Genomic DNA, 26,875 nt, shown 5'->3' on the forward strand with positions numbered 1-26,875 from the left:
TAAGAAGCGAGTAAGTACCTGCAAATCCGAGGATTCGCATATGCTCCCTGACGGCGAGCATGAAGTTGCCAGGCCGCGCCAGGCGGCCTTAGAGAATTAGTTGATTTCGATACGGCGCGGTTTTTTCGCTTCCGGAATCACGCGTTCGAGATCGATATACAGCAGACCGTTCACCAGGTTAGCGCCACGAACATGAATGTTTTCTGCTAACTGGAATTTGCGTTCGAAGTTGCGTTCAGCGATGCCCTGGTACAGATAGGTGCGCTCTTTTTGTTCGTCGGCGTGAGCACCTTTCACCACCAGCAGATTGTCCTGGGCGGTAATTTCCAGTTCACTCTCAGCAAAACCAGCTACAGCGATAGCAATGCGATAATGGTTTTCGTCTACCAGTTCAACGTTATACGGAGGGTAGCCACCATTACTCTGGCTCTGGTTGTTTTCTAAGTGGTTAAACAAACGGTCAAATCCAATTGCAGAACGATAAAGCGGGGATAAATCAAAGTTACGCATAATCAATAGCTCCTGAAATCAGCGAGAATGTAAGACCTTCCACAATGGACAGGTCGGATAGCCAGAACACCCATCAGGCGCGTTCTCATCGGCTACGGTATAAAAATGGGTCTGGATATGCACTTTTCAAGTCTTTCCAACGGACTTTTTTTTGCAGTTTATGGTCTATTGCATAGACTGAGGGGCAGCACGAAACGTTAAAGTGCGATAGCCGCCACAGTGCGACATGATGATGATGTTATTTTCAGCAAGGGATCGCTATAACACATCATGCCAACACCAACGATCAACTGATGAATTTATTATGATAAGAAATGTGTTGTTAGCACTCTTAATGTGCAGCGGGATGGCGTTAATGACAGGATGTTCCAGCGTGATGTCCCATACAGGGGGCAAAGAGGGAACATACCCTGGCACCCGTGCCAGCGCCACCATGATTGGTGACAATGAAACCAACTGGGGCACTAAGTCACTGGTGATTCTTGATATGCCGTTTACCGCTGTTATGGACACGCTTTTACTGCCGTGGGATGCATTCCGCAAAGACAGTTCAGTGCGCTCTCGCGTGGAAAAAAGTGAAGCCGACGCGCAGGCCATCAATGCCGTCATTCCACCAGCCCGAATGCCAACGAACTGAATTAGTGGCCAGTTTCGGTGACCCACAACTGGCCAGCTTCCATCCACGCCAGCCATTGACCATCTGGCGAGAAGACCACGGCGTCTGCCGAAGGTTGGTTGGCGTGATTTTCGGTTAAATACTCAACTTCACCGCTTTGCGCATGTGCACAGGCAATACGATTATCCAGCACAAAACCCAGCCATTCTCCTGACGGATGCCAGTTAAACGCTGACTGAATATCCGTTTTGTTATCGGTTAACTGGCGCGGTTCGCCGCCCTGTGGGGAGATAAGCCACAATTGCACAATACCGTTATCGTCACGCATTAAAAACGCGATTTGCGTCCCCTGTGGGTTACAACGCACCCAATGGCGTGGAACGTTGACTAACCCTGGGTAAGTACGATGGTGAGTAAAGGTTAAACGTCGCTGCACGACACCACGCGGCGGCGCTGGCAGGGTTGATTCCGTGCCGCTTAACGGCTCCTCACCAGCCGCTTTCCAGCCGTTTTCATTTTGTGGCAGCTCTACAATAAACAGCTCCGGTACTTTCTCGCCGTTCAGCGAAAGTGTGTCGCCAATAAACGCCAGCGCGTGGTTTCCGACCCATCCCTCTTCATAAGCGCGATTGATTTCATCACTGCCCGGCTGCGGCGTGGGCGTGGTTTTACTTACCAGCACGCACCAGTGGCTGCCGCTGTATTCGCGCGGATGCTGTTTGTGTACGTTAACCGGGCCAAACGGTGCCGCAACCCCGACGTTTCGCAAATCCAGCGCCGGGCAGCATTCATGTAGTACATGGTCGTTATAGGTAAAACTCACCATTTCACCGTTCGGGCTAAAGACATGTACATGACTGCCGCCACGTAGCGCCCCAGGAGTGTACGGAACGGTAATATCCATGGCATCGAGATTGCTCATCTTTCCGCCTTCAACAATCACGCCGCGGCGGTGATGGAAATCGTAATGCCATGTTTCATCAGGATTTTCTGGGCCGTGGATGAAGACATATTTCTCCAGCTTCGGATGAACGGTCACCACGCCAACGTGTGCACCCTGTGACGCCCGGTAAATAACTTCAACCTCGCCGGTATGAATATTCACACGCTCAATTGTCTCGCCGGTAAACGACGCGCCAGAAGGCCGCACGTCAAATACCAGCCACTGGCTATCGGGTGTCCAGGTGTTGGTATTGGTGAGCAGGTGGTTTCGTGAAGCGTTGGTGAGTTGTTTCATGGCGTGATCCTGATACAAAACGGTTTCCGCCATCATACTTCACAAGGACTTCACTTTCAGACAATAGTCTTTTGCCATCGTGATGAATGTGAGTAAAAAGATGGAACATTTTGACGTAGCGATTATCGGCCTCGGCCCGGCGGGTTCCGCACTGGCGCGGCAGTTAGCAGGAAAAATGCAGGTGATTGCACTGGATAAAAAGCACCAGTGCGGTACAGAAGGTTTCAGCAAACCTTGCGGTGGTCTGCTGGCACCGGACGCGCAGCGTTCTTTTATTCGCGACGGGCTAACGCTCCCTGTCGATGTGATCGCCAACCCACAGATTTTCAGCGTCAAAACCGTCGACGTCACAGCATCGCTCACGCGTAACTACCAGCGAAGCTATATCAATATTAATCGTCATGCCTTCGACTTGTGGATGAAATCGCTGATCCCCACCAGCGTTGAGGTTTACCACGACAGCCTGTGCCGGAAAATCTGGCGTGAGGATGATAAATGGCATGTTATTTTTCGCGCCGATGGCTGGGAGCAACACATTACTGCCCGCTATCTGGTCGGTGCTGATGGTGCAAACTCGATGGTGCGACGACATCTCTACCCGGATCATCAGATTCGTAAATATGTCGCTATCCAGCAGTGGTTCACAGAGAAACATCCGACGCCGTTCTACTCCTGTATCTTTGATAATGCGATAACTGACTGTTACTCATGGAGTATCAGCAAAGACGGTTATTTTATTTTTGGCGGTGCCTATCCGATGAAAGACGGCCAGGCGCGTTTTGCGGCGCTGAAAGAGAAAATGAACGCCTTTCAGTTCCAGTTTGGCAAAGCGGTGAAAAGTGAAAAATGCACCGTGTTGTTTCCCTCACGCTGGCAGGATTTTGTCTGCGGTAAAGACAATGCTTTTCTTATTGGCGAAGCAGCGGGATTTATCAGTGCCAGCTCGCTGGAGGGGATTAGCTATGCGCTGGATAGCGCGGAAATACTGCGTTCGGTGCTACTGAAGCAGCCGGAGAAAATCAATGCCGCTTACTGGCGCGCCACCCGCAAACTGCGTTTAAAACTCTACGGTAAGATCCTGAAAAGCCGATGCCTGACCGCACCGGCCTTAAGAAAGTGGATTATGCGCAGTGGCATTGCACATATTCCACAGTTGAGAGATTACCCAACGCGCTTCACATCGCCTACCAGCAGGATGTAAGAGAGCGCGCCAATCAACGCGACGGCGGAGATATAAACCAGTGCAGGTGCAAAACCGTAACCCTGCGCCAGGTAACCCACCACCAGCGGAACGGTGATACCCCCCAAACCACCGGCGAAGTTAAACACCCCGCCGGTTAAACCAATCAGGCGCATCGGTGCCAAAGAAGAGACCAGCGACCAGGTAATCGAAGCAAAACCGTTACCGAAGAATGCCAGCGCCATCAGACACATAATCATCATCGGGTCATTGGTATAGTTAGCACCCATAATGCAGGTGGAGATCAACAAGCCGCAGATTATTGGTGTTTTACGCGCAAAGCCCAGCGAAAAGCCCTTCCGCACCAGCAGATCCGCTACCCATCCTGAGAGCAGTACACCGACAAACGCAGCGAGAAATGGCACCGTGGTCATAAAGCCCGCTTTCAACGCCGTTATCCCTTTTTCCTGGGTTAAATAGTTCGGGAACCAGGTTAAGAAGAACCACAGCGTAGACGCCACCGCAAATTGCCCGAGATAGACGCCGATCAGTTTACGATGGAACACCAGTTTCCAGTCTTTTGCCGTTAACGGCTGACGCGCCTCTTTTTTCACCGGCGCATCGCCATCCACCAGACCGCCACCATCACGAATGTAATCCAGCTCAGCTTTGCTGATGCCTTTAGTCAGGCGCGGCGGCTGGTAAACTTTAAACCAAATCAGCGACCAGATAATGCCGATACCGCCGGTGACAATGAACACCCAGTGCCAGCTCAACATCTCCTGAATCCAGATCAGCAGCGGAGTCAGAAACGCCAGACCGACAAACTGACCAGAGGTATAAAAACCAACGGCAGAAGCACGTTCATGTTCCGGGAACCAACTGGTCACCATACGGTTATTGGTCGGGAAAGCGGGCGCTTCGAAAATACCGGTTATCGCCCGCAGACCAATTAATGACATTAAGCCCGTGGCAAATCCCTGGAATAATGTCGCCACCGACCAGCCAAATATCGCAATAAAATAAGTCACACGTGAACCCACGCGATCTAAAAACCAACCGCCGGGGATCTGACATAAGGTATAAAGCCAGGCGAAGGCCGAAAATACATAGCCCATTTCGGCTTTAGTAATACCGAACTCTTCCTGAATATGGGCGGAAGCCACGGCCAGGTTGGCGCGATCGACATAACAAATCACTACCGTAATAAAAATCATCACCAACGTCAGATAACGCCGACGCCCCGGCTTTGCTGCATTTACGGGAATATCCATAGCGAGCTATCTCCTGATTTTGGGCATAGCGAGGCCGCTCACCATGCCCTGTAAGTTACAGAGGGTTATATTTTTGTATTGCTGTTTTAGTGCCCGATGAGGGGCTTACGTGGCAGGAATTACCACTCTGCTACGCTGTTATCTTCATGACGCCAGAGCGGATTACGCCAGTCCGGGGCATTTTTACTGAACTCAATGACTTTGGCTTCGTCGATTTCCACGCCTAAGCCCGGTTTCGTTAGCGGTTTAAAGAAGCCGCCGACCATGCTGAAGTCCTCTTTGTTTTTCACAAAGTCGAGTAACTCCGCGCCTTTGTTGTAATGAATGCCCATACTTTGTTCCTGAAGTACGGCGTTATAGGAGACAAAGTCGATATGCAGGCAAGCAGCCAGTGCAATGGGGCCGAGCGGACAGTGCGGCGCAAGAGTCACGTCATAGGCTTCCGCCATTCCGGCAATTTTGTAGCATTCGGTAATACCGCCCGCGTGGGAGAGATCCGGTTGCAGGATCGAAATTCCCCCCGCCTCCAGCACGCGTTTAAAATCGAAGCGCGAGAACATGCGCTCCCCCGCTGCCAGCGGAATGTGAGTTTGCGCCGCCAGTTTCGGGTAGTATTCGGCTTGTTCCGCCAGCACCGGCTCTTCAATAAATAGCGGGCGATACGGTTCCAGTTCTTTAATCAGCACTTTCGCCATCGGCGCACTGACGCGACCGTGAAAATCAAGGCCAAACTCAATCTGATTACCAAAGGCTTCACGAATTTGTGCCACGGTGTTGACCGCCGCATCTACCGCGCGGGAGTTATCAATCAGACCCAGTTCTTCACAACCGTTCAGTTTGAAAGTATCGAAGCCGATTTCACGCAGGGTTTTAATGCCGTCGATAACATCCGCCGGACGATCGCCGCCGACCCAACTGTAGGCTTTGATTTTGTCGCGGACCAGGCCACCCATTAGTTGCCAGACGGGCGCATTCAGCACTTTGCCTTTGATATCCCATAACGCCTGGTCGATCCCGGCGATGGCGCTCATCAGAATGGGGCCGCCACGATAAAAACCGGCGCGATACATCACTTGCCATAAGTCGTTGATGCGCGATGGATCCTGACCAATCAGATAGTCACCCAGCTCGTGAACTGCCGCTTCCACCGTGCGGGCGCGGCCCTCGATCACCGGTTCGCCCCAACCGACCACGCCTTCATCGGTTTCAATTTTCAGGAACATCCAGCGGGGAGGTAAACGATACGTGGTAATTTTGGTAATTTTCATTGCACTGCCTCTCGATACGCCTTAACAAATGCTGCTGCCTGCTGCGCGGTACGTTCCACGGACTGTCCGGCGCGATAGAGATCGCTACCTAAGCCCGCTCCAGCACAACCAGCGTCTATCCACTGCGCCAGGTTTTCTGGCGTCACGCCGCCAACGGCAAAGACCGCGATGTCCTGCGGTAATACCGCTTTTAATGCTTTGATGTATTGCGGGCCAAAAGCCGATGACGGAAATATTTTCAGTGCCTGCGCGCCTGCTTCGAGCGCGCTAAAGGCTTCGGTCGCCGTCGCACAACCGGGGCAAACGGTCATGCCGTAACCCACCGCACGACGAATGACCTCACTATGGATATTGGGCGTAACGATGAGCTGGCAGCCCATCCTGGCGAGCGTATCAACCTGCTCAGGTTTCAGTACCGTACCTGCGCCAATCAACGCTTTGTCGCCGTATGCTTCAACGACTGCGGGAATGCTTTGCTCCCATTGGGGAGAATTCAGCGGGATTTCAACCGCGTCGAACCCGGCGTCAATCACCGCGCCAACATGCGCCAGCGCCTCGTCAGGCGTAATGCCGCGCAAAATGGCGATCAGTGGGAGTTTAGTTTGCCACTGCATGAGCAATGCTCCTTATACCAGCCAGAAATGCCGTGTCGCCCGCCACCGCCGTTACGTCGCAACCCATAGCCTGAAAGGCTTGTTGGTAACGCACGGTCAGCGATGTTCCGGCGACAAGGGTGATAGCCTGTTGATGAGCCACGTCGTCGCGCATACTGCCGACCTCAGCACCAATCAACAAACCAGAGAGAAATTCGCTGACCTGTTCGCGGGGAAGCGTTCCCAGCACATGCGAGGCGCGAACTTCAAAAAGTTGCGGCAATACGGCGGGAGCATTAAGGCCGCGTTCAAGACCGGCCGCGAAGGCATCGGCAGAGTTTTCCTGCGGCGGCAAACCAGCCCCAATCAATGACTGATTTAGCAGTAAATGGTGCAATTCACCGGTCATCACGGTGCGAAAATCGTTGATTTGCTGGCTATCGGCTTGCACCCATTTGCAATGCGTACCGGGCATAACATAAAGAGAGGAAGGAGCAAGAGCACGCGCGCCAAGCAATTGTGTTTCTTCGCCGCGCATCACATTGTGGTTATCATCATGAGAGACGCATAATCCGGGAATAATCCAGATATTGTCGCCAACAGACGTTAACTGTTCACCAATAGATGAGAAACAGGCAGGAACGGATAAATAAGGAGCGACTTTCCAGCCAACATTGCTGCCAACCATTCCTGCCATCACCACTGGCGTATTCTCTTCACGCCAGCCTGCTATCACTTCTGCTAACACCGCAGCCGGAGATTTTCCGTTCAGGCGCGTGACGCCTGCTTCTGATTGCCTGCTGTCCAGGCAGTTGTCGCTCTGATAAAGCCAGGCGCGCAGATTGGTCGATCCCCAGTCAATTGCGATGTAGCGAGCTGTCATGTGATTTCCTTTAATCTTCGTGTCGAGCTGGCGATCATGGTAAGCGCCGCCTGCTCTGCCGCATCGCCGTCCTGATGCCGTATCGCATCGAACAGCGCCTTATGTTCCTGAAGCGTTTGCGGCATGTTGGCCTCATCGCCCATCCAGGTTCGTTCAAAAACTGCCCGCTGCAGCGAACTAATCGCGATGCTAAGTTGCTGTAACACCGGGTTATGTACCGACTGAAGTACCGCCTCGTGGTAGCGAATATCAGCTTCGTTAAACGCCTCGCGATCCTGATTGTTAGCAATCATCTCGTTCAGCGCCGATTCAATCTGCGCCAGATCGCTGGAGGTCGCGCGCTCTGCCGCCCAACGGGCAATCGCCGGTTCCACCAGATTTCGCACTTCGCTCATTGCACTGATAAGCCGTGGGTCGTAGTCGTTTTCCAACACCCATTGCAGTACGTCAGTGTCGAGGTAATTCCACTGATTACGCGGTGCCACAAATGCGCCGCGATAACGCTTCATTTCAATCAGCCGCTTCGCCATCAGCGAGCGGAACACTTCACGAATGATGTTGCGCGAGGTTTCAAACTCCTCACAGAGTTCCGCCTCGGCCGGAAGCGGCGAGCCAGGTACATATTTACCGTGAACGATCTGTTTACCCAGTGTAATGACAATGCGATCGGTTTTATTGAGAGTCATGAAGAGTCCTTGTGCTCTGTATGTTCTGCTCTACTTTACCCCGATCGATGCATAACGCGGCAACTTTGTAGTACCAGCATGATGATATTCGCGTTTACTGTACGTGTAATGTAGTACAAACATGTATTGTTGTACTACAATTTAGATCACAAAAAGAACAACACATAAGAAAATGGCATCCATCAGGCACAAATCTGAAAAGGGTTGTCAGGGAGTAAACAGCCGGGGAAATAAAGGTATGCTTCCAACGGCTTAGTATTCTTGTTTAAAGGATTAATCATGCAATTGAATTTTCAAGGATTTATTAAAGCAGCCTGTTTATGTTCTTTAGCATTCGCGTTGACCGGATGTCTAACCGCTGGACTGGTTTTCAATACCGCAAGCTCTCCACATGCCCAGCAATGGCGCTCAGACACGATTAAGGGTCTATCGCTGGCAGAGGATAGTAACGGTACGAAAGGCTATGTTTTTGTTGGAGAGTCGCTGGACTACCTGTTGACCAACGGCGGCGATGAGGTGGTTAAAATGCTGAACGACCCGGTAATTCATGGCGAAAGAATCACCGTTTCCGATAACGCGAAATTTATTTTAAGCAGCGGTGATACGAATTTTTCTGGTGCCATAACGCTCTATTACGACTGGGATAATGAGGAAGATAAAGCACTGGCGACACAATATGGCTTTGTGTGTGATACCCAGCGTTGTACATGGATGCTGGACGGCCTGAAAGGCTCTATCCACCAGAAAAATAAAAAAGCGGATTACTCAAACGTGATGGTTTTCCATCAACCCTTTACAGTGGGATTTTATAAGTACAAAACAACAGATGGCGTCCCGCGCGGCCTCGCTAACGCGTTGCTGCCAGTCACTCTTACGCTGGATATAGTAACATCACCACTCCAGTTCCTGATTTTATGCACGACCAGAAATTGTTAATCGCTGCGGGCAAACGCGTTTATGCAGTTTGCCCGCCCACTGATTAATTCAGCACATACTTTTCAATAGCAAACGCCACGCCATCTTCAAGGTTGGATTTGGTGACAAAATTCGCCACTTCTTTCACCGAAGGAATAGCGTTATCCATCGCCACACCGACGCCTGCATATTCAATCATTGCGATGTCGTTTTCCTGATCGCCAATCGCCATGATTTCTTCCGGTTTAATGCCCAACACGTCGGCCAATGATTTCACACCAGTGCCTTTGTTAACGCGTTTGTCGAGGATTTCGAGGAAGTACGGCGCGCTTTTCAGTACGGTATATTTCTCTTTCACTTCCTGCGGAATACGCGCGATGGCCTGGTCGAGGATGGCGGGTTCATCAATCATCATCACTTTCAGGAACTGGGTGTCAGGGTCCATTTTCTCCGCTTCGCAGAACACCAACGGAATGGTCGCCACAAATGATTCATGTACCGTGTAATAGCTGATGTCACGGTTGGCGGTGTATAGCGTGGTGCGATCCAGTGCATGGAAATGAGAACCGACTTCGCGAGAGAGTTTTTCCAGGAAACGGTAGTCGTCATAACTCAGGGCTGTTTGCGCCACGGTGCTGCCATCAGCGGCCTTCTGCACCAGTGCGCCGTTATAAGTAATACAGTAGTCGCCCGGCTGTTCCATATGCAGCTCTTTCAGGTAGCTGTGAACACCTGCATAAGGACGACCTGTCGTCAGCACGACATTCACCCCGCGGGCGCGAGCTGCGGCAATCGCATTTTTAACGGCGGGTGAAATGGTATGATCGGGCAGCAGAAGGGTGCCATCCATATCGATAGCAATGAGTTTGATAGCCATGAGTTCCCCAGGTAGATTGATTCCTGACCCATGCTAACGCGATTCCGCTCAAAAATCAGTACAACACCCGAGGGAAAAGGGGGATGCAACGCGCCTTGCGTGCTCCCCTTTTGCTTAGCGGAAGAGTTTCCCTTTCAGCAACTCCATGCCTGCGGAAAGCAGATCGTTATTGGCTTGCGGTGAAACTTCGCCCTGCGGAGATAGCGCATCAATAATCTTCGGCAATTGTTCCGCCAGCATGTTGGAAGCAGCACTGGTATCTACGCCGAGTTTTTGCCCGAGATCGGCTACTGCATTCGTACCCAGTGCCGATTCCAGTTGTTCGCCGCTAACCGGTTGATTGCCCTGTTGATTACTCAACCAGGTTGAGAGAATGGCACCTAAGCCGCCACTTTGCAGTTTCTCCAGCAGCACCTGGATGCCGCCCTGCTCTTCAACCCAGCTCAGAATGGCCTGATATTTCCCCGCATCGCCTTTCAGAAAGGCACCGACAACTTCATCGAAAAGTCCCATGATAATCACCTGTAAAGCGTTACGTGTTGACTCAGAAAGTATAGTTCTGCGGGATGATAGTTGCGGATTACAGGAGTAAAAAGGGCGGAGATCATCTCCGCCCTTTTCTTATAGCTTCTTGCCGGATGCGGCGTAACCGCCTTATCCGGCCTACAAAATCATGAAAATTCAATATATTGCATGAGTATTGTAGGCCTGATAAGCGTAGCGCATCAGGCACGCTCGCATTGCTAATGCCATTAAATATCGATATTCGCCGCTTTCAGAGCGTTCTCTTCGATAAACGCACGACGCGGTTCAACGGCATCACCCATCAGAGTTGTGAACAACTGGTCGGCAGCAATCGCATCTTTAACGGTAACGCGCAGCATACGACGGCTTTCCGGATCCATAGTGGTTTCCCACAACTGCTCCGGGTTCATTTCGCCCAGACCTTTATAACGCTGGATGGAGAGGCCACGACGGGACTCTTTCACCAGCCAGTCCAGCGCCTGCTCGAAGCTGGCTACCGGCTGACGACGCTCACCACGTTCGATAAACGCATCTTCTTCCAGCAAGCCACGCAGTTTCTCGCCCAGCGTGCAGATACGACGATATTCGCCACCGGTGATGAACTCGTGATCCAGCGGGTAGTCAGTATCCACGCCGTGGGTACGCACGCGAACAATCGGCTCGAACAGGTTTTTCTCGGCATTGGTGTGGACATCAAACTTCCACTGGCTGCCATGCTGCTCTTTATCGTTCAGTTCTGTCACCAGCGCATTCACCCAACGGGTAACAACCTGCTCGTCAGAGAGATCCGCTTCCGTCAGCGTCGGCTGATAGATAAGCTCTTTCAGCATCGCCTTCGGATAACGACGTTCCATACGAACGATCATTTTCTGCGCCGCATTGTACTCAGACACCAGCTTTTCTAACGCTTCGCCAGCTAAAGCTGGTGCACTGGCGTTGGTATGCAAAGAAGCACCATCCAGCGCGATGGAGATTTGGTACTGATCCATCGCCTCATCGTCTTTAATGTACTGTTCCTGCTTGCCTTTCTTCACTTTGTACAGCGGCGGCTGGGCAATGTAGACGTGACCGCGTTCAATGATTTCCGGCATCTGACGATAGAAGAAGGTCAACAGCAACGTACGAATGTGCGAGCCGTCGACGTCCGCATCGGTCATGATGATAATGCTGTGATAACGCAGTTTGTCCGGGTTGTACTCGTCACGACCGATACCGCAGCCAAGCGCGGTGATGAGCGTTGCCACTTCCTGGGAAGCCAGCATCTTATCGAAACGGGCTTTCTCGACGTTGAGGATTTTACCCTTCAACGGCAGAATCGCCTGGTTTTTGCGGTTACGCCCCTGCTTCGCAGAGCCGCCCGCGGAGTCCCCTTCCACAAGGTACAGTTCAGAAAGCGCCGGATCGCGTTCCTGGCAGTCCGCCAGTTTGCCCGGCAGGCCGGCTAAGTCCAGTGCACCTTTACGACGCGTCATTTCACGCGCACGACGTGCCGCTTCACGGGCGCGGGCAGCATCGATAATTTTACCAACCACGATTTTCGCATCGGTTGGGTTTTCCAGCAGGTATTCTGCCAGCAGTTCGTTCATCTGCTGTTCTACCGCCGATTTCACCTCAGAAGAAACCAGTTTGTCTTTAGTCTGGGAGGAGAATTTCGGATCTGGTACTTTCACGGACACAACCGCAATCAGGCCTTCACGCGCATCGTCGCCGGTGGCGCTGACTTTGGCTTTTTTGCTGTAACCTTCTTTGTCCATGTAGGCGTTCAGAGTACGGGTCATCGCCGCACGGAAGCCCGCCAGGTGAGTACCGCCATCACGCTGCGGAATGTTGTTGGTAAAGCAGTAGATGTTTTCCTGGAAGCCATCGTTCCACTGCAATGCCACTTCAACGCCGATACCGTCTTTTTCGGTGGAGAAGTAGAAGATGTTCGGGTGGATCGGCGTTTTGTTCTTGTTCAGATACTCAACGAACGCCTTGATACCGCCTTCATAGTGGAAGTGGTCTTCTTTGCCGTCACGTTTGTCTTTCAGGCGAATGGAAACGCCGGAGTTAAGGAAGGATAACTCTCGCAGGCGTTTCGCCAGAATTTCATATTCAAACTCGGTTACATTGGTGAAGGTTTCGAGGCTCGGCCAGAAACGTACCATAGTGCCGGTTTTATCGGTATCGCCGGTAACCGCCAGCGGTGCCTGCGGTACACCGTGCACGTAGATCTGACGGTGAATTTTACCTTCACGCTGGATAACCAGCTCCAGTTTTTGCGACAGGGCGTTTACTACCGAAACACCAACGCCGTGCAGACCGCCGGACACTTTATAGGAGTTATCGTCAAATTTACCGCCTGCGTGCAGCACGGTCATGATCACTTCTGCCGCCGATACACCCTCTTCCGGGTGAATACCGGTCGGAATGCCACGCCCGTCATCCTGTACAGAGACGGAATTATCAGCATGAATAGTGACGATAATTTCTTTACAGTGACCCGCGAGCGCTTCGTCGATAGCGTTATCTACCACCTCGAATACCATGTGGTGCAGACCGGTGCCGTCATCCGTGTCGCCGATATACATACCAGGGCGCTTACGCACCGCATCCAGCCCTTTCAGGACTTTGATACTGGAGGAGTCATAAGAATTCGACATCAACGTTTCTCGCTCATTTATACTTGGGTTAATCCGTTATTTTACCCTTTTCCACGGTAAACATCTTCGAATTTTCGTCCGACATGTCTATAACGTGTTCAGCACTGATCGCGCTGACAAAGACCTGTGATCGCGTCGCTTTTAAGCGGCTGGCAAGCAGCCCGCGACGCTCATCATCAAGCTCAGAGGCAAAATCATCTATCAGGTAGAGACACCGCCGCCCGCTTTCACGGGTGAGGAACTCTCCTTGCGCCAGACGTAAGGCGCACATCAGCAGCTTAAGCTGCCCACGCGATAAGGTATCTTCCACCGGCGCACCGTCGGCGCGAATGCGTAAGTCCGCTTTATGCGGGCCGTGCGCGGTGTAGGTTAGCTGGCGATCGCGTTCAAAATTACGTTCCAGCACCTCAGCGTACTCTGTCTCTTTCTCCCAGCCGCGCTGGAAAGAGAAAGTCAGAGAAAACTCAGGGAGAAATTGCTTACAGGTATCGGCCATATCGGCGGCGATACCGGCGCTGTACTGGGCGCGCCAGGCGCTGATTTGCTCCGCCAGCGGGATCAGTTCTTTATCCCACGGGCGGAGCTGTTCGTAACGTGACACCTGCCTCAGCGCCGCATTACGCTGCTTGAGCAATCGCTTGAGATTGCTCCAGGCGGTGAAAAATCCGGGTTCGTTGTGAAAGCATCCCCAGTCGAGGAATGCTCTTCTGTATTTGGGGCCACCGTTGAGTAAAGTAAACCCCTCAGGCGTTATCAACTGCATCGGCATCAGGTGCGCCAGTTCCGCAACTTTATGCCCGTCAGTACCGTCAATACGGACTTTACTGTCGCCCTGTTTGTCTTTGGTTAAGCCAATCGCCGTCTCGCGCTCTGCGCCCTGTAAACGCCCGTGAAGAACAAACGCCTCCTGCTCGTGGCGAATGACGCGACCAATCTGCAAACTGCGAAACGCCCGGCCGTGGCCGAGCGTATAGATAGCTTCCAGCACGCTGGTTTTGCCACTGCCGTTGGCACCCACCAGAAAGTTAAAGCCGGGAGATAAAGCGAGATCCGCGGTTTCGATATTGCGGAAATCGCGGATCAACAAGCGGGTGAGGGACATTACAGTCTCATTGGCATGACAACATAAGCCGCACTCTGGCTGGCCGCATCTTCAATCTGCACGCTGGAAACTGAATCGGTCAGCATCATGCGCACGTTTTCACATTTCAGCGCGTTCAGAACATCCAGCACATAGCTGACGTTAAAGCCGATTTCCATCTCCGCGCCGCTGTAGGTGACGTCGAGGATCTCTTCCGCTTCTTCCTGTTCCGGGTTGTTGGCGGTGATCTTCAGTTGATTTTCACTGACATACAGACGCACGCCACGGAATTTCTCGTTAGAGAGAATTGCCGCACGAGCAAACGCCTGCTTGAGCAGATCGCAGCCTGCTTCCAGATGTTTGTCCGGGTTCTTCGGCAGAACGCGACGGTAATCCGGGAATCGACCATCCACCAGTTTGGAGGTAAAAATAAAGTCACCTACGTGGGCGCGAATGTTGTTGCTGCCAATCTGCACGCGCAGCGGATTGTCGCCGCCGTCGAGCATACGCATCAGTTCAATCACGCCTTTACGCGGCACGATCACCGAATGGCTCGGCAAAGACTGACCAATTGGCATTGAACAGACCGCCAGGCGGTGGCCGTCAGTCGCCACGGTACGCAGTTCTTCACCTTCGGTTTCGAACAGCATACCATTTAAGTAATAGCGAACGTCCTGATGCGCCATCGAAAACTGGGTCGCTTCAATCAGACGTTTCATCGTTGCCTGCGGCAGGGTAAATTCAACTTCGCTCTGCCAGTCATCAAGATTCGGGAAATCCGCCGCTGGCAGAGTAGAAAGCGAAAAACGGCTGCGCCCGGAGCGCACCAGCATCCGCTCACCTTCCAGTTGCACAGCAATTTCCGCGCCTTCAGGCAGACCACGGCAGATATCAAAGAATTTGCGCGCCGGAACGGTCGTCGCCCCTGGTTCGTGCGGCTGAATCAGCGCAACACGAGCCACCATTTCCATCTCGAGATCAGTACCGGTCAGCGACAACGTACCGTCAGCAACCTGTAACAGCAGATTACCGAGAATCGGTAGCGTAGGACGACCACCTAACGGACCGCTCACCTGTTGTAGCGGTTTTAATAAATGCTCACGTTCTACGGTAAATTTCATAGGTTTACGATGACAATGTTCTGATTAAATTTGAAAAATCTTCTTTGATATCATGGCTCTCTTCACGCAACTGCTCGATCTTACGGCAGGCATGAAGCACCGTTGTATGGTCACGACCGCCAAACGCATCACCGATCTCCGGCAGACTGTGGTTAGTCAGCTCTTTCGCCAACGCCATCGCCATCTGGCGCGGACGTGCCACCGAGCGAGATCGACGCTTGGAAAGGAGATCTGCGACTTTGATCTTGTAGTACTCCGCCACCGTCTTCTGAATATTGTCGATGGTGACCAGTTTTTCCTGCAATGCCAGCAAATCGCGCAACGCTTCGCGCACGAAGTCAATGGTGATCGCCCGTCCGGTAAAGTTGGCGTTAGCAATAACACGGTTCAACGCCCCTTCCAGCTCACGCACATTAGAGCGTAGACGCTTGGCGATAAAGAATGCCACTTCACCCGGCAGACGAATGTCATTTTCGTCTGCCTTTTTCATAAGGATCGCCACACGGGTTTCCAGCTCTGGCGGTTCGATCGCCACAGTCAACCCCCAGCCGAAGCGGGATTTCAAACGATCCTCAACGCCGTTGATCTCTTTCGGATAACGATCCGAAGTAAGAATGATCTGTTGATTACCTTCCAGCAAGGCGTTAAAGGTGTGGAAAAACTCTTCCTGGGATCGTTCTTTATTAGCAAAAAACTGAATATCGTCGATCAGCAGCGCGTCAACAGAACGGTAGTAGCGTTTAAACTCTTCGATCGCGTTGTTTTGCAGGGCTTTTACCATGTCCTGAACAAAGCGTTCGGAGTGCATATAAACCACTTTGGCATTCGGCTTGCGCGCCATAATGCCATTGCCCACCGCATGTAGCAGGTGAGTTTTACCCAGCCCCGTGCCGCCATAAAGGAACAGCGGGTTATAGGCACCGCCAGGGTTGTCTGCCACCTGACGAGCCGCCGCGCGCGCCAGTTGGTTAGATTTACCTTCGACGAAGTTATCAAATGTATGTTTAACGTTAACGTTGGAACGATAGGTCGGTTCTGCCGGAGCCGGAACGTTATCCCAACCTGAGCGCGTAGAAGGCGCAGCACGTTGCGGTTGCACCTGAGCAGCCTGAGCCGGTGCAACTGTATTGCTGGCAGGGACTTTCAGCGTTTGTGTCACGGGCTTTGTGCCCACTTCAAAACGCAACTGTGGGGCATCCGCTCCGCAGAAACTGGTTAGCAGTCCATTGATATTATTGAGGTACTTGTCCCGTACCCAATCGAGGACAAAACGGTTTGGCGCGTACAAGGCCAGCGTGTTATCGCTCAGTTCCGCCTGCAATGGGCGTATCCACATACTGAATTCTGTGGCTGGTAACTCATCCTGCAATCGGGCAAGACATTGCTGCCAAAGCGAAAGTGACACGGCGGACTCCACTCGAACAAAAGTCGATTATGACTAAGGCTGAAACATTCATGATTGTTGACGCACGTCGAAAAGACCCTGCATAAGGGTGACGCACGAACCGCTGTCTGCGGTTATATGCCCGATCAAGATCCTGCAAAACGATCGGGACCGCGGATCATAGCCTAAACTGCGCAAGAGATCTTCTGTTTCTCACAGATTTTCCCGATTTATCCACAGGATGATCCAGAACCCGCTAAGTGTAAACGATCCAGACACCAGGCGGGCACGATTTAAGCCGCATATTGGAAAATTTAATGACCATAGACAAAATTAGGCTTAATCGATCTAATAAAGATCCTGGACGATCCTTGCGCTTTATCCGGTAGCCCGTATAATCCTCCACCCGGCGCGTAATGCTGGTTTTCACCGGTATATAGTTGTACTTTTTCCCTGTGAAAAGGTGCGGAAAAGCGCGGTAAATAAGGAAAGAGAATTGACTCCGGAGTGTACAATTATTACAATCCGGCCTCTTTAATCACCCATGGCTTCGGTGTCCATCGTTCGGTTTTCGGGCGGATATCCAATAAAGCCATTGAATTTATTCAAGTTTAGGTAGAAATCGCCATGAAACGCACTTTTCAACCGTCTGTACTGAAGCGCAACCGTTCTCACGGCTTCCGTGCTCGTATGGCTACTAAAAATGGTCGTCAGGTACTGGCACGTCGTCGTGCTAAAGGCCGTGCTCGTCTGACCGTTTCTAAGTAATAAAGCTAACCCCTGAGTGGTTAAGCTCGCATTTCCCAGGGAGTTACGCTTGTTAACTCCCAGTCAATTCACATTCGTCTTCCAGCAGCCACAACGGGCTGGCACGCCGCAAATCACCATCCTCGGCCGCCTGAATTCGCTGGGGCATCCCCGTATCGGTCTTACAGTCGCCAAGAAAAACGTTCGACGAGCGCATGAACGCAATCGGATTAAACGTCTGACGCGTGAAAGCTTCCGTCTACGCCAACATGAACTCCCGGCTATGGATTTCGTGGTGGTGGCGAAAAAAGGGGTTGCCGACCTCGATAACCGTGCTCTCTCGGAAGCGTTGGAAAAATTATGGCGCCGCCACTGTCGCCTGGCTCGCGGGTCCTGATAGCCCTCATTCGGGTCTACCAACGCCTGATTAGTCCGCTACTCGGGCCGCATTGTCGTTTCACTCCAACTTGTTCAAGCTACGGAATTGAGGCATTGCGCAGGTTTGGAGTGATAAAAGGCAGTTGGTTGACGGTGAAACGCGTATTAAAATGCCACCCTTTACACCCTGGTGGTGACGATCCCGTCCCGCCCGGACCATTTGATACCAGAGAACACTAACGATGGATTCGCAACGCAATCTTTTAGTCATCGCTTTGCTGTTCGTGTCTTTCATGATCTGGCAAGCCTGGGAGCAGGATAAAAACCCGCAACCTCAGGCTCAACAGACCACGCAGACAACGACCACCGCAGCGGGTAGCGCCGCCGACCAGGGCGTACCGGCCAGTGGCCAGGGGAAACTGATTTCGGTAAAAACCGACGTGCTTGATCTGACCATCAACACCCGTGGTGGTGATGTTGAGCAGGCTCTGCTGCCGGCTTACCCGAAAGAGCTGAACTCTACCCAGCCGTTCCAGTTGCTGGAAACCTCACCGCAGTTTATTTATCAGGCACAGAGCGGTCTGACCGGTCGTGATGGCCCGGATAATCCGGCTAACGGCCCGCGTCCACTGTATAACGTCGAAAAAGACGCTTATGTGCTGGCCGAAGGTCAAAACGAACTGCAGGTGCCGATGACGTATACCGACGCAGCAGGCAACACGTTTACTAAAACGTTTGTCCTGAAACGTGGTGATTACGCTGTCAACGTCAACTACAACGTGCAGAACGCTGGCGAAAAACCGCTGGAGATCTCCACCTTTGGTCAGTTGAAGCAATCCATCACTCTGCCACCGCATCTCGACACCGGAAGCAGCAACTTCGCACTGCACACTTTCCGTGGCGCGGCGTACTCCACGCCTGACGAAAAATACGAGAAATACAAGTTCGATACTATTGCCGACAACGAAAACCTGAACATCTCTTCGAAAGGTGGTTGGGTCGCGATGCTGCAACAGTATTTCGCGACGGCATGGATCCCGCATAACGACGGCACCAACAACTTCTATACCGCTAATCTGGGTAACGGCATCGCCGCTATCGGCTATAAGTCTCAGCCGGTACTGGTTCAGCCTGGTCAGACTGGCGCGATGAACAGCACCCTGTGGGTTGGCCCGGAAATCCAGGACAAAATGGCGGCAGTTGCTCCGCATCTGGATCTGACCGTTGATTACGGTTGGTTGTGGTTCATCTCTCAGCCGCTGTTCAAATTGCTGAAATGGATCCATAGCTTTGTGGGTAACTGGGGCTTCTCCATTATCATCATCACCTTTATCGTTCGTGGCATCATGTACCCGCTGACCAAAGCGCAGTACACCTCCATGGCGAAGATGCGTATGCTGCAGCCTAAGATTCAGGCCATGCGTGAGCGTCTGGGCGATGACAAACAGCGTATCAGCCAGGAAATGATGGCGCTGTACAAAGCTGAGAAGGTTAACCCGCTGGGCGGCTGCTTCCCGCTGCTGATCCAGATGCCAATCTTCCTGGCGTTGTACTACATGCTGATGGGTTCCGTTGAACTGCGTCAGGCACCGTTTGCACTGTGGATCCATGACCTGTCTGCACAGGACCCATACTACATCCTGCCGATCCTGATGGGCGTAACGATGTTCTTCATTCAGAAGATGTCACCGACCACCGTGACCGACCCGATGCAGCAGAAGATCATGACCTTTATGCCGGTCATCTTCACCGTGTTCTTCCTGTGGTTCCCGTCAGGTCTGGTGCTGTACTATATCGTCAGCAACCTGGTAACCATTATCCAGCAGCAGTTGATTTACCGTGGTCTGGAAAAACGTGGCCTGCATAGCCGCGAGAAGAAAAAATCCTGATTCGGTGAGTTTTCGCTAAAATAAGGGCGGTCAGTTGACCGCCTTTTTTCTTTTCGTAGGGCGGATAAGCACAGCGCATCCGCCAAACAAAGCAACAGGAACATCATGAGCGATAATGACACTATCGTAGCCCAGGCCACGCCTCCAGGACGTGGCGGTGTGGGTATCCTGCGCATCTCCGGCCTCAAAGCGCGCGAGGTTGCCGAAACCGTGCTGGGTAAGTTACCCAAACCGCGCTACGCCGATTATCTTCCGTTTAAAGACGCCGACGGCAGCGTGCTGGATCAGGGCATCGCGCTATGGTTCCCCGGCCCGAACTCGTTCACCGGCGAAGATGTGCTGGAGCTGCAAGGTCATGGCGGTCCGGTGATCCTCGACCTGCTGTTAAAACGTATCCTGACCATTCCAGGCCTGCGGATTGCCCGCCCAGGTGAGTTTTCAGAGCGCGCATTTCTCAACGATAAACTTGATTTAGCCCAGGCCGAAGCGATTGCGGATCTTATCGACGCCAGCTCCGAACAGGCGGCTCGCTCGGCGCTTAACTCACTGCAAGGCGCATTCTCTGCACGAGTTAATCATCTGGTAGAAGCCCTCACCCACTTGCGCATTTACGTCGAAGCGGCGATTGATTTCCCCGATGAAGAGATCGATTTCCTCTCCGACGGCAAAATTGAAGCCCAGCTTAATGACGTGATTGCCGATCTCGACGCGGTACGCGCCGAAGCACGTCAGGGCAGCCTGCTGCGTGAAGGCATGAAAGTGGTGATTGCCGGGCGTCCTAACGCCGGTAAATCGAGCCTGCTAAACGCGCTGGCGGGCCGTGAAGCCGCTATCGTTACCGATATCGCCGGAACCACGCGTGACGTACTGCGTGAGCATATCCACATTGATGGGATGCCGCTGCATATCATCGATACCGCCGGGTTACGCGAAGCCAGCGACGAAGTCGAACGCATTGGTATCGAGCGCGCATGGCAGGAAATTGAACAGGCCGACCGCGTGCTGTTTATGGTCGATGGCACCACGACAGACGCCGTAGATCCGGCAGAAATCTGGCCGGAATTTATTGCCCGTCTGCCTGCTAAACTGCCGATCACCGTGGTGCGCAATAAAGCCGATATTACTGGCGAAACGCTGGGGATGAGTGAAGTTAACGGCCATGCATTGATTCGCCTCTCAGCACGCACTGGCGAAGGTGTGGACGTTCTGCGTAACCATCTCAAACAGAGCATGGGCTTTGATACCAATATGGAAGGTGGTTTCCTGGCGCGTCGCCGTCACTTACAGGCGCTGGAGCAAGCGGCGGAGCATCTGCAGCAGGGTAAAGCGCAACTGCTGGGCGCATGGGCGGGTGAATTACTGGCGGAAGAACTGCGTCTGGCGCAGCAGAACTTAAGCGAGATCACAGGAGAGTTTACTTCTGACGATCTGCTGGGACGGATTTTCTCCAGCTTCTGTATTGGTAAGTAACCCGCAATTACGAAGCCGCATTCTGATTGTCAGATGCGGTTTCGCTTTCTTGTTGGCACTCTTATTATTAATCAACCCTTTTTATAAAAATTAAACTTCTCACATAATTTATTCTCTTAAAAAGAGCATTTAATATTGCTTCACGACCGTTTGTGATTCGATTCACATTTAAACAATTTCAGAATAGACAAAAATCTTGAGTATTATACTGTAGCGTCGTGTCTTTCGAGGATAAGTGCATTATGAATACCTTACATATATGTGTGACCTCAAAGTGGTTTAATATTGACAACAAGATTGTCGATCACCGCCCTTAATTTTCCCTTCTGTCGCCATCACCAGAGTCAAACCGATTAGATTCAATGTGATCTATGAGTTTGCTATATCTTTATTTTCCTTTTTATCTACGTTATTTCCGTCTTAATTGCTTTATTAAGCTAATAATTGTAGATGTATATATTTTGGAAATTAATAGATATTGCAAATGTAATATTCACAGGGATCATTGCAATTAAAATAAATGAAGGATTATGTAATGGAAAACTTTAAACATCTCCCTGAACCGTTCCGCATTCGTGTTATTGAACCCGTAAAACGTACTACCCGCGCTTATCGTGAAGAAGCGATTATTAAATCCGGTATGAACCCATTTCTGCTGGATAGCGAAGATGTGTTTATCGATTTACTGACCGACAGCGGCACCGGGGCGGTGACGCAGAGTATGCAGGCAGCGATGATGCGCGGCGACGAAGCCTACAGCGGCAGTCGTAGCTACTATGCATTAGCTGAGTCAGTAAAAAATATCTTTGGTTATCAATACACCATTCCAACGCACCAGGGCCGAGGTGCAGAGCAAATCTATATTCCGGTACTGATTAAAAAGCGTGAACAGGAAAAAGGCCTGGATCGCAGCAAAATGGTGGCGTTCTCTAACTATTTCTTCGACACCACTCAGGGCCATAGCCAGATTAACGGCTGTACCGTACGCAACGTCTATATCAAAGAAGCCTTCGATACTGGCGTGCGTTATGACTTTAAAGGTAACTTTGACCTTGAAGGATTAGAACGCGGTATTGAAGAAGTTGGCCCGAATAATGTGCCATATATCGTCGCGACCATCACCAGTAACTCCGCAGGCGGCCAGCCGGTTTCACTGGCGAACATGAAAGCGATGTACAGCATTGCGAAGAAATATGACATTCCAGTGGTAATGGACTCCGCACGCTTTGCCGAAAACGCCTATTTCATCAAACAGCGCGAAGCGGAATATAAAGACTGGACTATCGAGCAGATCACCCGTGAAACCTACAAATATGCCGATATGCTGGCGATGTCCGCCAAGAAAGATGCGATGGTGCCAATGGGTGGCCTGCTGTGCGTGAAAGATGACAGCTTCTTCGATGTCTACACCGAGTGCAGAACTCTTTGCGTGGTGCAGGAAGGCTTCCCGACATATGGCGGTCTGGAAGGCGGCGCAATGGAACGTCTGGCGGTAGGTCTGTATGACGGCATGAATCTGGACTGGCTGGCCTATCGTATTGCGCAGGTGCAGTATCTGGTCGATGGCCTGGAAGAGATTGGCGTAGTGTGTCAGCAGGCGGGCGGTCACGCGGCATTCGTGGATGCCGGTAAACTGTTGCCGCATATCCCTGCAGACCAGTTTCCGGCACAAGCGCTGGCCTGCGAGCTGTATAAAGTCGCGGGGATTCGTGCGGTAGAAATTGGGTCTTTCCTGTTAGGTCGCGATCCGAAAACCGGTAAACAATTACCATGTCCGGCTGAGCTGCTGCGTTTAACCATTCCACGCGCAACTTATACGCAAACACATATGGACTTCATTATTGAAGCCTTCAAACATGTGAAAGAGAACGCGGCAAATATTAAAGGGTTAACCTTTACATACGAACCCAAAGTATTACGTCACTTCACTGCAAAACTGAAAGAAGTTTAATTAATATACTCAGAGTGGCTATAAGGATGTTAGCCACTCTTATTCTCTACATCCTCAATAACAAAAATAGCCTTCCTCTAAAGGTGGCATCATGACTGAACAATCAGAAAAAAAACACTCTGCATTTTGGGGTGTCATGGTTATAGCGGGTACAGTAATTGGTGGAGGTATGTTTGCTTTACCTGTTGATCTAGCTGGTGCCTGGTTTTTTTGGGGCGCATTTATCCTCATCATTGCCTGGTTTTCAATGCTACATTCTGGGTTATTGTTATTAGAAGCAAATTTAAATTATCCCGTCGGCTCCAGTTTTAATACCATCACCAAAGATTTAATCGGTAACACCTGGAACATTATTAGTGGTATTACGGTTGCTTTCGTTCTCTATATTCTCACCTACGCCTATATCTCCGCTAACGGCGCAATCATTAGCGAAACGATATCGATGAATTTCGGCTATCACGCTAATCCTCGCATTGTTGGGATCTGCACGGCCATTTTCGTCGCCAGCGTACTGTGGATAAGTTCGTTAGCCGCCAGTCGTATTACCTCGTTGTTTCTCGGCCTGAAAATTATCTCCTTTGTGATTGTGTTTGGTTCTTTCTTCTTCCAGGTCGATTATTCCATTCTGCGCGATGCCACCAGCACGACTTCGGGGACGTCTTACTTCCCGTATATCTTTATGGCTTTGCCGGTATGCCTGGCGTCATTTGGTTTCCACGGCAATATTCCCAGCCTGATTATTTGCTATGGCAAACGCAAAGATAAGCTAATCAAAAGCGTGATCTTCGGTTCGCTGCTGGCGTTTGTGATTTATCTCTTCTGGCTGTATTGCACAATGGGGAATATTCCGCGAGAAAGCTTTAAGGCGATTATCTCTTCGGGCGGCAATGTTGATTCGCTGGTAAAATCGTTCCTCGGCACCAAACAGCATGGCATTATCGAGTTTTGCCTGCTGGTGTTCTCAAACTTAGCTGTTGCCAGTTCATTTTTTGGCGTCACGCTGGGGCTGTTCGATTATCTGGCGGATCTGTTTAAGATTGATAACTCCCACGCCGGACGTTGCAAAACCGTGCTGTTAACCTTCCTGCCACCCGCTTTGTTGTATCTGGTCTTCCCTAATGGCTTTATTTACGGGATCGGCGGTGCCGGGTTGTGCGCCACCATCTGGGCGGTGATTATCCCCGCGGTACTGGCTATCAAAGCCCGCAAGAAATTTCCCAACCAGATATTCACAGTTTGGGGCGGTAATCTTATTCCGGCGATTGTTATTCTCTTTGGCATAACCGTGATTTTGTGCTGGTTTGGTAACGTCTTTAATGTGTTACCCAAATTTGGTTAAGCACTTCAAAAAGCCAGCGGTCATTCGCTGGCTTTTTGCCTGTCAGGAAATCACTCATGTCCAAATGGCAACTCGCCTGATTCTCTTTCACCACGTATGCTTTGCGTCACCTTACCGTCAGGACGCTAGCCCATGTCCCGTTTTTTGATTTGTAGTTTTGCTCTGGTTTTACTTTATCCCGCAGGTATTGATATGTATCTGGTCGGCTTGCCACGCATTGCCGCCGATCTCAATGCCAGCGAAGCGCAGTTGCATATAGCTTTCTCGGTTTATCTGGCGGGGATGGCGGCAGCAATGCTGTTTGCCGGTAAAGTGGCCGATCGTTCAGGAAGAAAACCTGTCGCCATTCCCGGCGCGGCGCTATTTATTATCGCCTCTGTGCTCTGTTCACTGTCTGAAACCAGCACGCTATTTCTTGTCGGACGCTTTATGCAAGGGCTGGGCGCTGGCTGCTGTTATGTCGTCGCATTCGCGATTTTACGCGACACGCTGGATGATCGACGCAGAGCAAAAGTGCTGTCATTGCTCAATGGTATTACCTGCATCATTCCGGTGTTAGCTCCGGTACTCGGGCACCTGATTATGCTCAAATTTCCGTGGCAGAGCCTGTTCTGGACAATGGCGATGATGGGCATCACTGTACTCATGTTGTCTTTGTTTATTTTAAAAGAAACACGCCCTGCTGCACCTGCTGCTTCGGACAGACCACGAGAGAATACCGAGTCGCTGCTTAATCGTTTTTTCCTTAGCCGTGTGCTTATCACCACTCTCAGCGTTTCCGTGATTCTTACCTTCGTGAATACGTCGCCTGTATTGATGATGGAAATTATGGGCTTCGAACGTGGTGAATACGCCACCATTATGGCGTTAACCGCAGGCGTCAGCATGACCGTTTCGTTTTCCACGCCGTTTGCATTGGGAATTTTTAAGCCGCGCACACTGATGATCACCTCGCAAATGTTATTCCTGGCGGCGGGTATCATCCTTGCAGTTTCGCCTTCCCATGCGGTTTCGCTGTTTGGCATCACGCTGATTTGCGCCGGTTTCTCAGTGGGCTTCGGCGTGGCAATGAGCCAGGCATTAGGCCCGTTTTCATTACGCGCAGGCGTGGCCAGCTCGACGTTAGGCATTGCACAGGTTTGTGGCTCGTCACTGTGGATTTGGCTGGCGGCAGTGATTGGCATCAGCGCCTGGAATATGCTGATCGGGATTCTGATTGCCTGTAGCATAGTAAGCCTGTTGCTGATTATGCTCGTCGCACCTGGACGCCCTGTTGCCGCTCATGAAGAAATCCATCACCACGCTTGATCTCAATTTACTGCTCTGCCTGCAATTACTGATGCAGGAGCGCAGCGTGACCAAAGCGGCGAAGCGGATGAACGTAACACCTTCGGCAGTGAGTAAATCGCTGGCAAAGCTTCGGACATGGTTTGATGATCCGCTCTTTGTGAACTCCCCGTTGGGTCTGACGCCCACACCGCTGATGGTCAGCATGGAGCAAAATCTGGCGGAGTGGATGCAAATGAGTAATCAACTGCTGGACAAACCGCATCATGAAACGCCGCGCGGCCTGAAATTTGAGCTGGCGGCGGAGTCGCCGCTGATGATGATCATGTTTAATGCGCTATCGAAACAGATCTACCAGCGTTACCCCCAGGCGACTATTAAATTACGTAACTGGGATTACGATTCGCTGGATGCCATTACTCGTGGTGAAGTGGATATCGGTTTTTCCGGGCGTGAAAGTCATCCACGCTCCCGGGAACTGCTAAGTTCACTGCCGTTATCCATTGATTATGAAGTGCTATTTAGCGATTTACCCTGCGTCTGGCTGCGTAAAGATCATCCGGTGCTGAATGAAGCGTGGAACCTGGACTCGTTTCTGCGTTATCCGCATATCAGCATTTGCTGGGAACAGAGCGATACCTGGGCGCTGGACAATGTATTGCAAGAATCAGGACGCGAACGCACGATTGCTATGAGTCTACCGGAATTTGAGCAGGCGCTATTTATGGCGGCGCAGCCTGACAATCTGCTACTGGCGACCGCGCCACGCTACTGTCAGTACTACAACCAGCTCCACCAGCTTCCGCTGGTTGCTCTCCCTCTCCCGTTTGATGAAATCCAGCAAAAAAAGCTGGAAGTACCGTTTACTCTGCTGTGGCACAAACGGAATAGCCATAACCCGAAGATTGTCTGGTTACGAGAAACCATTAAAAATCTTTACGCCTCGATGGCATAATCAAGTTGTATGAAATACGACCATATCTCGCGTTTAAATGTAAAATATATGTAATAAGTTTATCCGA

At 51.3% G+C, this 26,875-nt stretch carries 27 protein-coding genes and 1 other annotated feature; of the genes, 14 read left to right on the forward strand and 13 right to left on the reverse strand.

Annotated features, from left to right (window positions below; genetic code table 11):
• Positions 1–96: 96 nt before the first annotated feature.
• Positions 97–510: a small heat shock chaperone IbpA gene (ibpA, locus tag BEA93_RS15240; RefSeq protein ID WP_001243437.1), complete on the reverse strand. Its 414-nt coding sequence runs from the start codon at positions 508–510 to the stop codon at positions 97–99.
• Positions 504–576: a sequence feature (ROSE (Repression Of Heat Shock gene Expression) occurs in the 5'-region of heat shock genes and acts as an RNA thermometer to modulate expression.), on the reverse strand. It overlaps the preceding gene by 7 nt.
• 238 nt (positions 577–814) lie before the next feature.
• On the opposite strand from ibpA, the gene BEA93_RS15245 reads away from it, so the two are divergent.
• Positions 815–1,147, forward strand: a complete 333-nt coding sequence (locus BEA93_RS15245; RefSeq protein ID WP_010377863.1) for a YceK/YidQ family lipoprotein — start codon at positions 815–817, stop codon at positions 1,145–1,147.
• A 1-nt stretch (position 1,148) separates the two neighbouring features.
• On the opposite strand, the gene BEA93_RS15250 is transcribed toward BEA93_RS15245, so the two are convergent.
• Positions 1,149–2,363 (reverse strand): DUF3748 domain-containing protein, encoded by a 1,215-nt coding sequence (locus tag BEA93_RS15250; RefSeq protein ID WP_061090990.1) that lies wholly within the window; start codon positions 2,361–2,363, stop codon positions 1,149–1,151.
• A 100-nt stretch (positions 2,364–2,463) separates the two neighbouring features.
• Here BEA93_RS15250 and cbrA point away from each other — a divergent pair, with 100 nt between their 5' ends.
• Complete coding sequence (cbrA, locus tag BEA93_RS15255) at positions 2,464–3,564, forward strand: colicin M resistance lipid reductase CbrA (RefSeq protein ID WP_105224720.1); 1,101 nt, start codon at positions 2,464–2,466, stop codon at positions 3,562–3,564.
• On the opposite strand, the gene BEA93_RS15260 is transcribed toward cbrA, so the two are convergent.
• The 5 genes from BEA93_RS15260 to dgoR all read right to left on the reverse strand — a co-directional run bounded on the left by BEA93_RS15260 (position 3,525) and on the right by dgoR (position 8,247).
• Entirely contained in the window at positions 3,525–4,817 is a 1,293-nt protein-coding gene (locus BEA93_RS15260; RefSeq protein WP_000354284.1) for an MFS transporter, read from the reverse strand. The two genes, cbrA and BEA93_RS15260, sit on opposite strands and share 40 nt — an antisense overlap.
• A 119-nt stretch (positions 4,818–4,936) precedes the next feature.
• Positions 4,937–6,085: a galactonate dehydratase gene (dgoD, locus tag BEA93_RS15265; protein WP_000705001.1), complete on the reverse strand. Its 1,149-nt coding sequence runs from the start codon at positions 6,083–6,085 to the stop codon at positions 4,937–4,939.
• The gene (dgoA, locus tag BEA93_RS15270) at positions 6,082–6,699 is read right to left on the reverse strand and encodes a 2-dehydro-3-deoxy-6-phosphogalactonate aldolase (RefSeq protein WP_001198729.1); all 618 of its coding nucleotides are present in this window, start codon (positions 6,697–6,699) and stop codon (positions 6,082–6,084) included. The genes dgoD and dgoA overlap by 4 nt, the downstream gene beginning before the upstream one ends.
• Complete coding sequence (gene dgoK, locus BEA93_RS15275) at positions 6,683–7,561, reverse strand: 2-dehydro-3-deoxygalactonokinase (protein WP_016249429.1); 879 nt, start codon at positions 7,559–7,561, stop codon at positions 6,683–6,685. Before dgoK ends, dgoA begins: the two co-directional genes overlap by 17 nt.
• Positions 7,558–8,247, reverse strand: a complete 690-nt coding sequence (gene dgoR / locus BEA93_RS15280) for a D-galactonate utilization transcriptional regulator DgoR (RefSeq protein WP_001517430.1) — start codon at positions 8,245–8,247, stop codon at positions 7,558–7,560. Before dgoR ends, dgoK begins: the two co-directional genes overlap by 4 nt.
• Before the next feature lie 279 nt (positions 8,248–8,526).
• Here dgoR and BEA93_RS15285 point away from each other — a divergent pair, with 279 nt between their 5' ends.
• A complete protein-coding gene (locus BEA93_RS15285) occupies positions 8,527–9,183 on the forward strand; it encodes a hypothetical protein (protein ID WP_016249431.1) in 657 nt (218 codons plus the stop codon).
• Positions 9,184–9,226: 43 nt separating this feature from the next.
• Here the strand turns inward: BEA93_RS15285 and yidA are convergent, their stop codons facing one another.
• From yidA to dnaA, 6 genes are all read right to left on the reverse strand, one after another.
• Entirely contained in the window at positions 9,227–10,039 is an 813-nt protein-coding gene (yidA, locus tag BEA93_RS15290; protein ID WP_061090992.1) for a sugar-phosphatase, read from the reverse strand.
• Between the two features lie 114 nt (positions 10,040–10,153).
• Positions 10,154–10,552, reverse strand: a complete 399-nt coding sequence (locus BEA93_RS15295; protein WP_000522197.1) for a YidB family protein — start codon at positions 10,550–10,552, stop codon at positions 10,154–10,156.
• Between the two features lie 239 nt (positions 10,553–10,791).
• A complete protein-coding gene (gyrB, locus tag BEA93_RS15300; RefSeq protein ID WP_000072079.1) occupies positions 10,792–13,206 on the reverse strand; it encodes a DNA topoisomerase (ATP-hydrolyzing) subunit B in 2,415 nt (804 codons plus the stop codon).
• Positions 13,207–13,234: 28 nt separating this feature from the next.
• Positions 13,235–14,308, reverse strand: a complete 1,074-nt coding sequence (recF, locus tag BEA93_RS15305) for a DNA replication/repair protein RecF (protein WP_105224716.1) — start codon at positions 14,306–14,308, stop codon at positions 13,235–13,237.
• A complete protein-coding gene (gene dnaN, locus BEA93_RS15310; protein ID WP_000673456.1) occupies positions 14,308–15,408 on the reverse strand; it encodes a DNA polymerase III subunit beta in 1,101 nt (366 codons plus the stop codon). Before dnaN ends, recF begins: the two co-directional genes overlap by 1 nt.
• Before the next feature lie 4 nt (positions 15,409–15,412).
• Positions 15,413–16,813 (reverse strand): chromosomal replication initiator protein DnaA, encoded by a 1,401-nt coding sequence (gene dnaA, locus BEA93_RS15315; RefSeq protein WP_000059100.1) that lies wholly within the window; start codon positions 16,811–16,813, stop codon positions 15,413–15,415.
• A gap of 296 nt (positions 16,814–17,109) precedes the next feature.
• On the opposite strand from dnaA, the gene BEA93_RS26365 reads away from it, so the two are divergent.
• The 11 genes from BEA93_RS26365 to yidZ all read left to right on the forward strand — a co-directional run bounded on the left by BEA93_RS26365 (position 17,110) and on the right by yidZ (position 26,808).
• Positions 17,110–17,181, forward strand: coding sequence for a hypothetical protein (locus BEA93_RS26365; RefSeq protein ID WP_122983130.1), 72 nt, complete (start codon positions 17,110–17,112; stop codon positions 17,179–17,181).
• 238 nt (positions 17,182–17,419) lie between these two features.
• On the forward strand, positions 17,420–17,560 hold the full coding sequence (gene rpmH / locus BEA93_RS15325; protein ID WP_000831330.1) for a 50S ribosomal protein L34: 141 nt from the start codon (positions 17,420–17,422) through the stop codon (positions 17,558–17,560).
• Positions 17,561–17,576: 16 nt separating this feature from the next.
• Positions 17,577–17,936, forward strand: coding sequence for a ribonuclease P protein component (rnpA, locus tag BEA93_RS15330; RefSeq protein WP_000239730.1), 360 nt, complete (start codon positions 17,577–17,579; stop codon positions 17,934–17,936).
• The gene (gene yidD, locus BEA93_RS15335; protein WP_001307474.1) at positions 17,900–18,157 is read left to right on the forward strand and encodes a membrane protein insertion efficiency factor YidD; all 258 of its coding nucleotides are present in this window, start codon (positions 17,900–17,902) and stop codon (positions 18,155–18,157) included. The genes rnpA and yidD overlap by 37 nt, the downstream gene beginning before the upstream one ends.
• 2 nt (positions 18,158–18,159) lie before the next feature.
• A complete protein-coding gene (gene yidC, locus BEA93_RS15340; protein WP_000378258.1) occupies positions 18,160–19,806 on the forward strand; it encodes a membrane protein insertase YidC in 1,647 nt (548 codons plus the stop codon).
• 105 nt (positions 19,807–19,911) lie between these two features.
• On the forward strand, positions 19,912–21,276 hold the full coding sequence (gene mnmE, locus BEA93_RS15345) for a tRNA uridine-5-carboxymethylaminomethyl(34) synthesis GTPase MnmE (protein WP_001282361.1): 1,365 nt from the start codon (positions 19,912–19,914) through the stop codon (positions 21,274–21,276).
• Between the two features lie 242 nt (positions 21,277–21,518).
• Positions 21,519–21,593, forward strand: a complete 75-nt coding sequence (gene tnaC, locus BEA93_RS15350) for a tryptophanase leader peptide (RefSeq protein ID WP_010377944.1) — start codon at positions 21,519–21,521, stop codon at positions 21,591–21,593.
• Between the two features lie 218 nt (positions 21,594–21,811).
• Positions 21,812–23,227 carry a tryptophanase gene (gene tnaA, locus BEA93_RS15355; RefSeq protein ID WP_001517426.1) on the forward strand — a complete coding sequence of 472 codons (1,416 nt, stop codon included), beginning with the start codon at positions 21,812–21,814 and terminating at the stop codon, positions 23,225–23,227.
• 91 nt (positions 23,228–23,318) lie between these two features.
• A complete protein-coding gene (gene tnaB, locus BEA93_RS15360; protein WP_105224717.1) occupies positions 23,319–24,566 on the forward strand; it encodes a low affinity tryptophan permease TnaB in 1,248 nt (415 codons plus the stop codon).
• Positions 24,567–24,698: 132 nt separating this feature from the next.
• Positions 24,699–25,874: a multidrug efflux MFS transporter MdtL gene (gene mdtL, locus BEA93_RS15365; RefSeq protein ID WP_000086015.1), complete on the forward strand. Its 1,176-nt coding sequence runs from the start codon at positions 24,699–24,701 to the stop codon at positions 25,872–25,874.
• Entirely contained in the window at positions 25,849–26,808 is a 960-nt protein-coding gene (gene yidZ / locus BEA93_RS15370) for an HTH-type transcriptional regulator YidZ (RefSeq protein ID WP_001517424.1), read from the forward strand. Before mdtL ends, yidZ begins: the two co-directional genes overlap by 26 nt.
• The last annotated feature ends 67 nt before the right edge of the window (positions 26,809–26,875 follow it).

This window comes from Escherichia sp. MOD1-EC5950, from assembly GCF_002965345.1.
Classification (GTDB): Bacteria; Pseudomonadota; Gammaproteobacteria; order Enterobacterales; family Enterobacteriaceae; genus Escherichia; species Escherichia marmotae.

Bases quoted from the DNA above. Each gene is read 5' to 3' on its own strand.
- mdtL (WP_000086015.1), top strand. From the start codon at position 24,699: ATGTCCCGTTTTTTGATTTGTAGTTTTGCTCTGGTTTTACTTTATCCC.
- BEA93_RS15245 (WP_010377863.1), top strand. From the start codon at position 815: ATGATAAGAAATGTGTTGTTAGCACTCTTAATGTGCAGCGGGATGGCG.
- ibpA (WP_001243437.1), bottom strand. From the start codon at position 510: ATGCGTAACTTTGATTTATCCCCGCTTTATCGTTCTGCAATTGGATTT.
- dgoK (WP_016249429.1), bottom strand. From the start codon at position 7,561: ATGACAGCTCGCTACATCGCAATTGACTGGGGATCGACCAATCTGCGC.
- yidC (WP_000378258.1), top strand. From the start codon at position 18,160: ATGGATTCGCAACGCAATCTTTTAGTCATCGCTTTGCTGTTCGTGTCT.
- mnmE (WP_001282361.1), top strand. From the start codon at position 19,912: ATGAGCGATAATGACACTATCGTAGCCCAGGCCACGCCTCCAGGACGT.
- yidD (WP_001307474.1), top strand. From the start codon at position 17,900: ATGGCGCCGCCACTGTCGCCTGGCTCGCGGGTCCTGATAGCCCTCATT.
- yidA (WP_061090992.1), bottom strand. From the start codon at position 10,039: ATGGCTATCAAACTCATTGCTATCGATATGGATGGCACCCTTCTGCTG.
- tnaB (WP_105224717.1), top strand. From the start codon at position 23,319: ATGACTGAACAATCAGAAAAAAAACACTCTGCATTTTGGGGTGTCATG.
- tnaA (WP_001517426.1), top strand. From the start codon at position 21,812: ATGGAAAACTTTAAACATCTCCCTGAACCGTTCCGCATTCGTGTTATT.
- gyrB (WP_000072079.1), bottom strand. From the start codon at position 13,206: ATGTCGAATTCTTATGACTCCTCCAGTATCAAAGTCCTGAAAGGGCTG.
- dgoA (WP_001198729.1), bottom strand. From the start codon at position 6,699: ATGCAGTGGCAAACTAAACTCCCACTGATCGCCATTTTGCGCGGCATT.
- rpmH (WP_000831330.1), top strand. From the start codon at position 17,420: ATGAAACGCACTTTTCAACCGTCTGTACTGAAGCGCAACCGTTCTCAC.
- BEA93_RS15285 (WP_016249431.1), top strand. From the start codon at position 8,527: ATGCAATTGAATTTTCAAGGATTTATTAAAGCAGCCTGTTTATGTTCT.
- BEA93_RS15250 (WP_061090990.1), bottom strand. From the start codon at position 2,363: ATGAAACAACTCACCAACGCTTCACGAAACCACCTGCTCACCAATACC.
- yidZ (WP_001517424.1), top strand. From the start codon at position 25,849: ATGAAGAAATCCATCACCACGCTTGATCTCAATTTACTGCTCTGCCTG.
- BEA93_RS15260 (WP_000354284.1), bottom strand. From the start codon at position 4,817: ATGGATATTCCCGTAAATGCAGCAAAGCCGGGGCGTCGGCGTTATCTG.
- recF (WP_105224716.1), bottom strand. From the start codon at position 14,308: ATGTCCCTCACCCGCTTGTTGATCCGCGATTTCCGCAATATCGAAACC.
- BEA93_RS15295 (WP_000522197.1), bottom strand. From the start codon at position 10,552: ATGGGACTTTTCGATGAAGTTGTCGGTGCCTTTCTGAAAGGCGATGCG.
- dgoR (WP_001517430.1), bottom strand. From the start codon at position 8,247: ATGACTCTCAATAAAACCGATCGCATTGTCATTACACTGGGTAAACAG.
- dgoD (WP_000705001.1), bottom strand. From the start codon at position 6,085: ATGAAAATTACCAAAATTACCACGTATCGTTTACCTCCCCGCTGGATG.
- cbrA (WP_105224720.1), top strand. From the start codon at position 2,464: ATGGAACATTTTGACGTAGCGATTATCGGCCTCGGCCCGGCGGGTTCC.
- dnaN (WP_000673456.1), bottom strand. From the start codon at position 15,408: ATGAAATTTACCGTAGAACGTGAGCATTTATTAAAACCGCTACAACAG.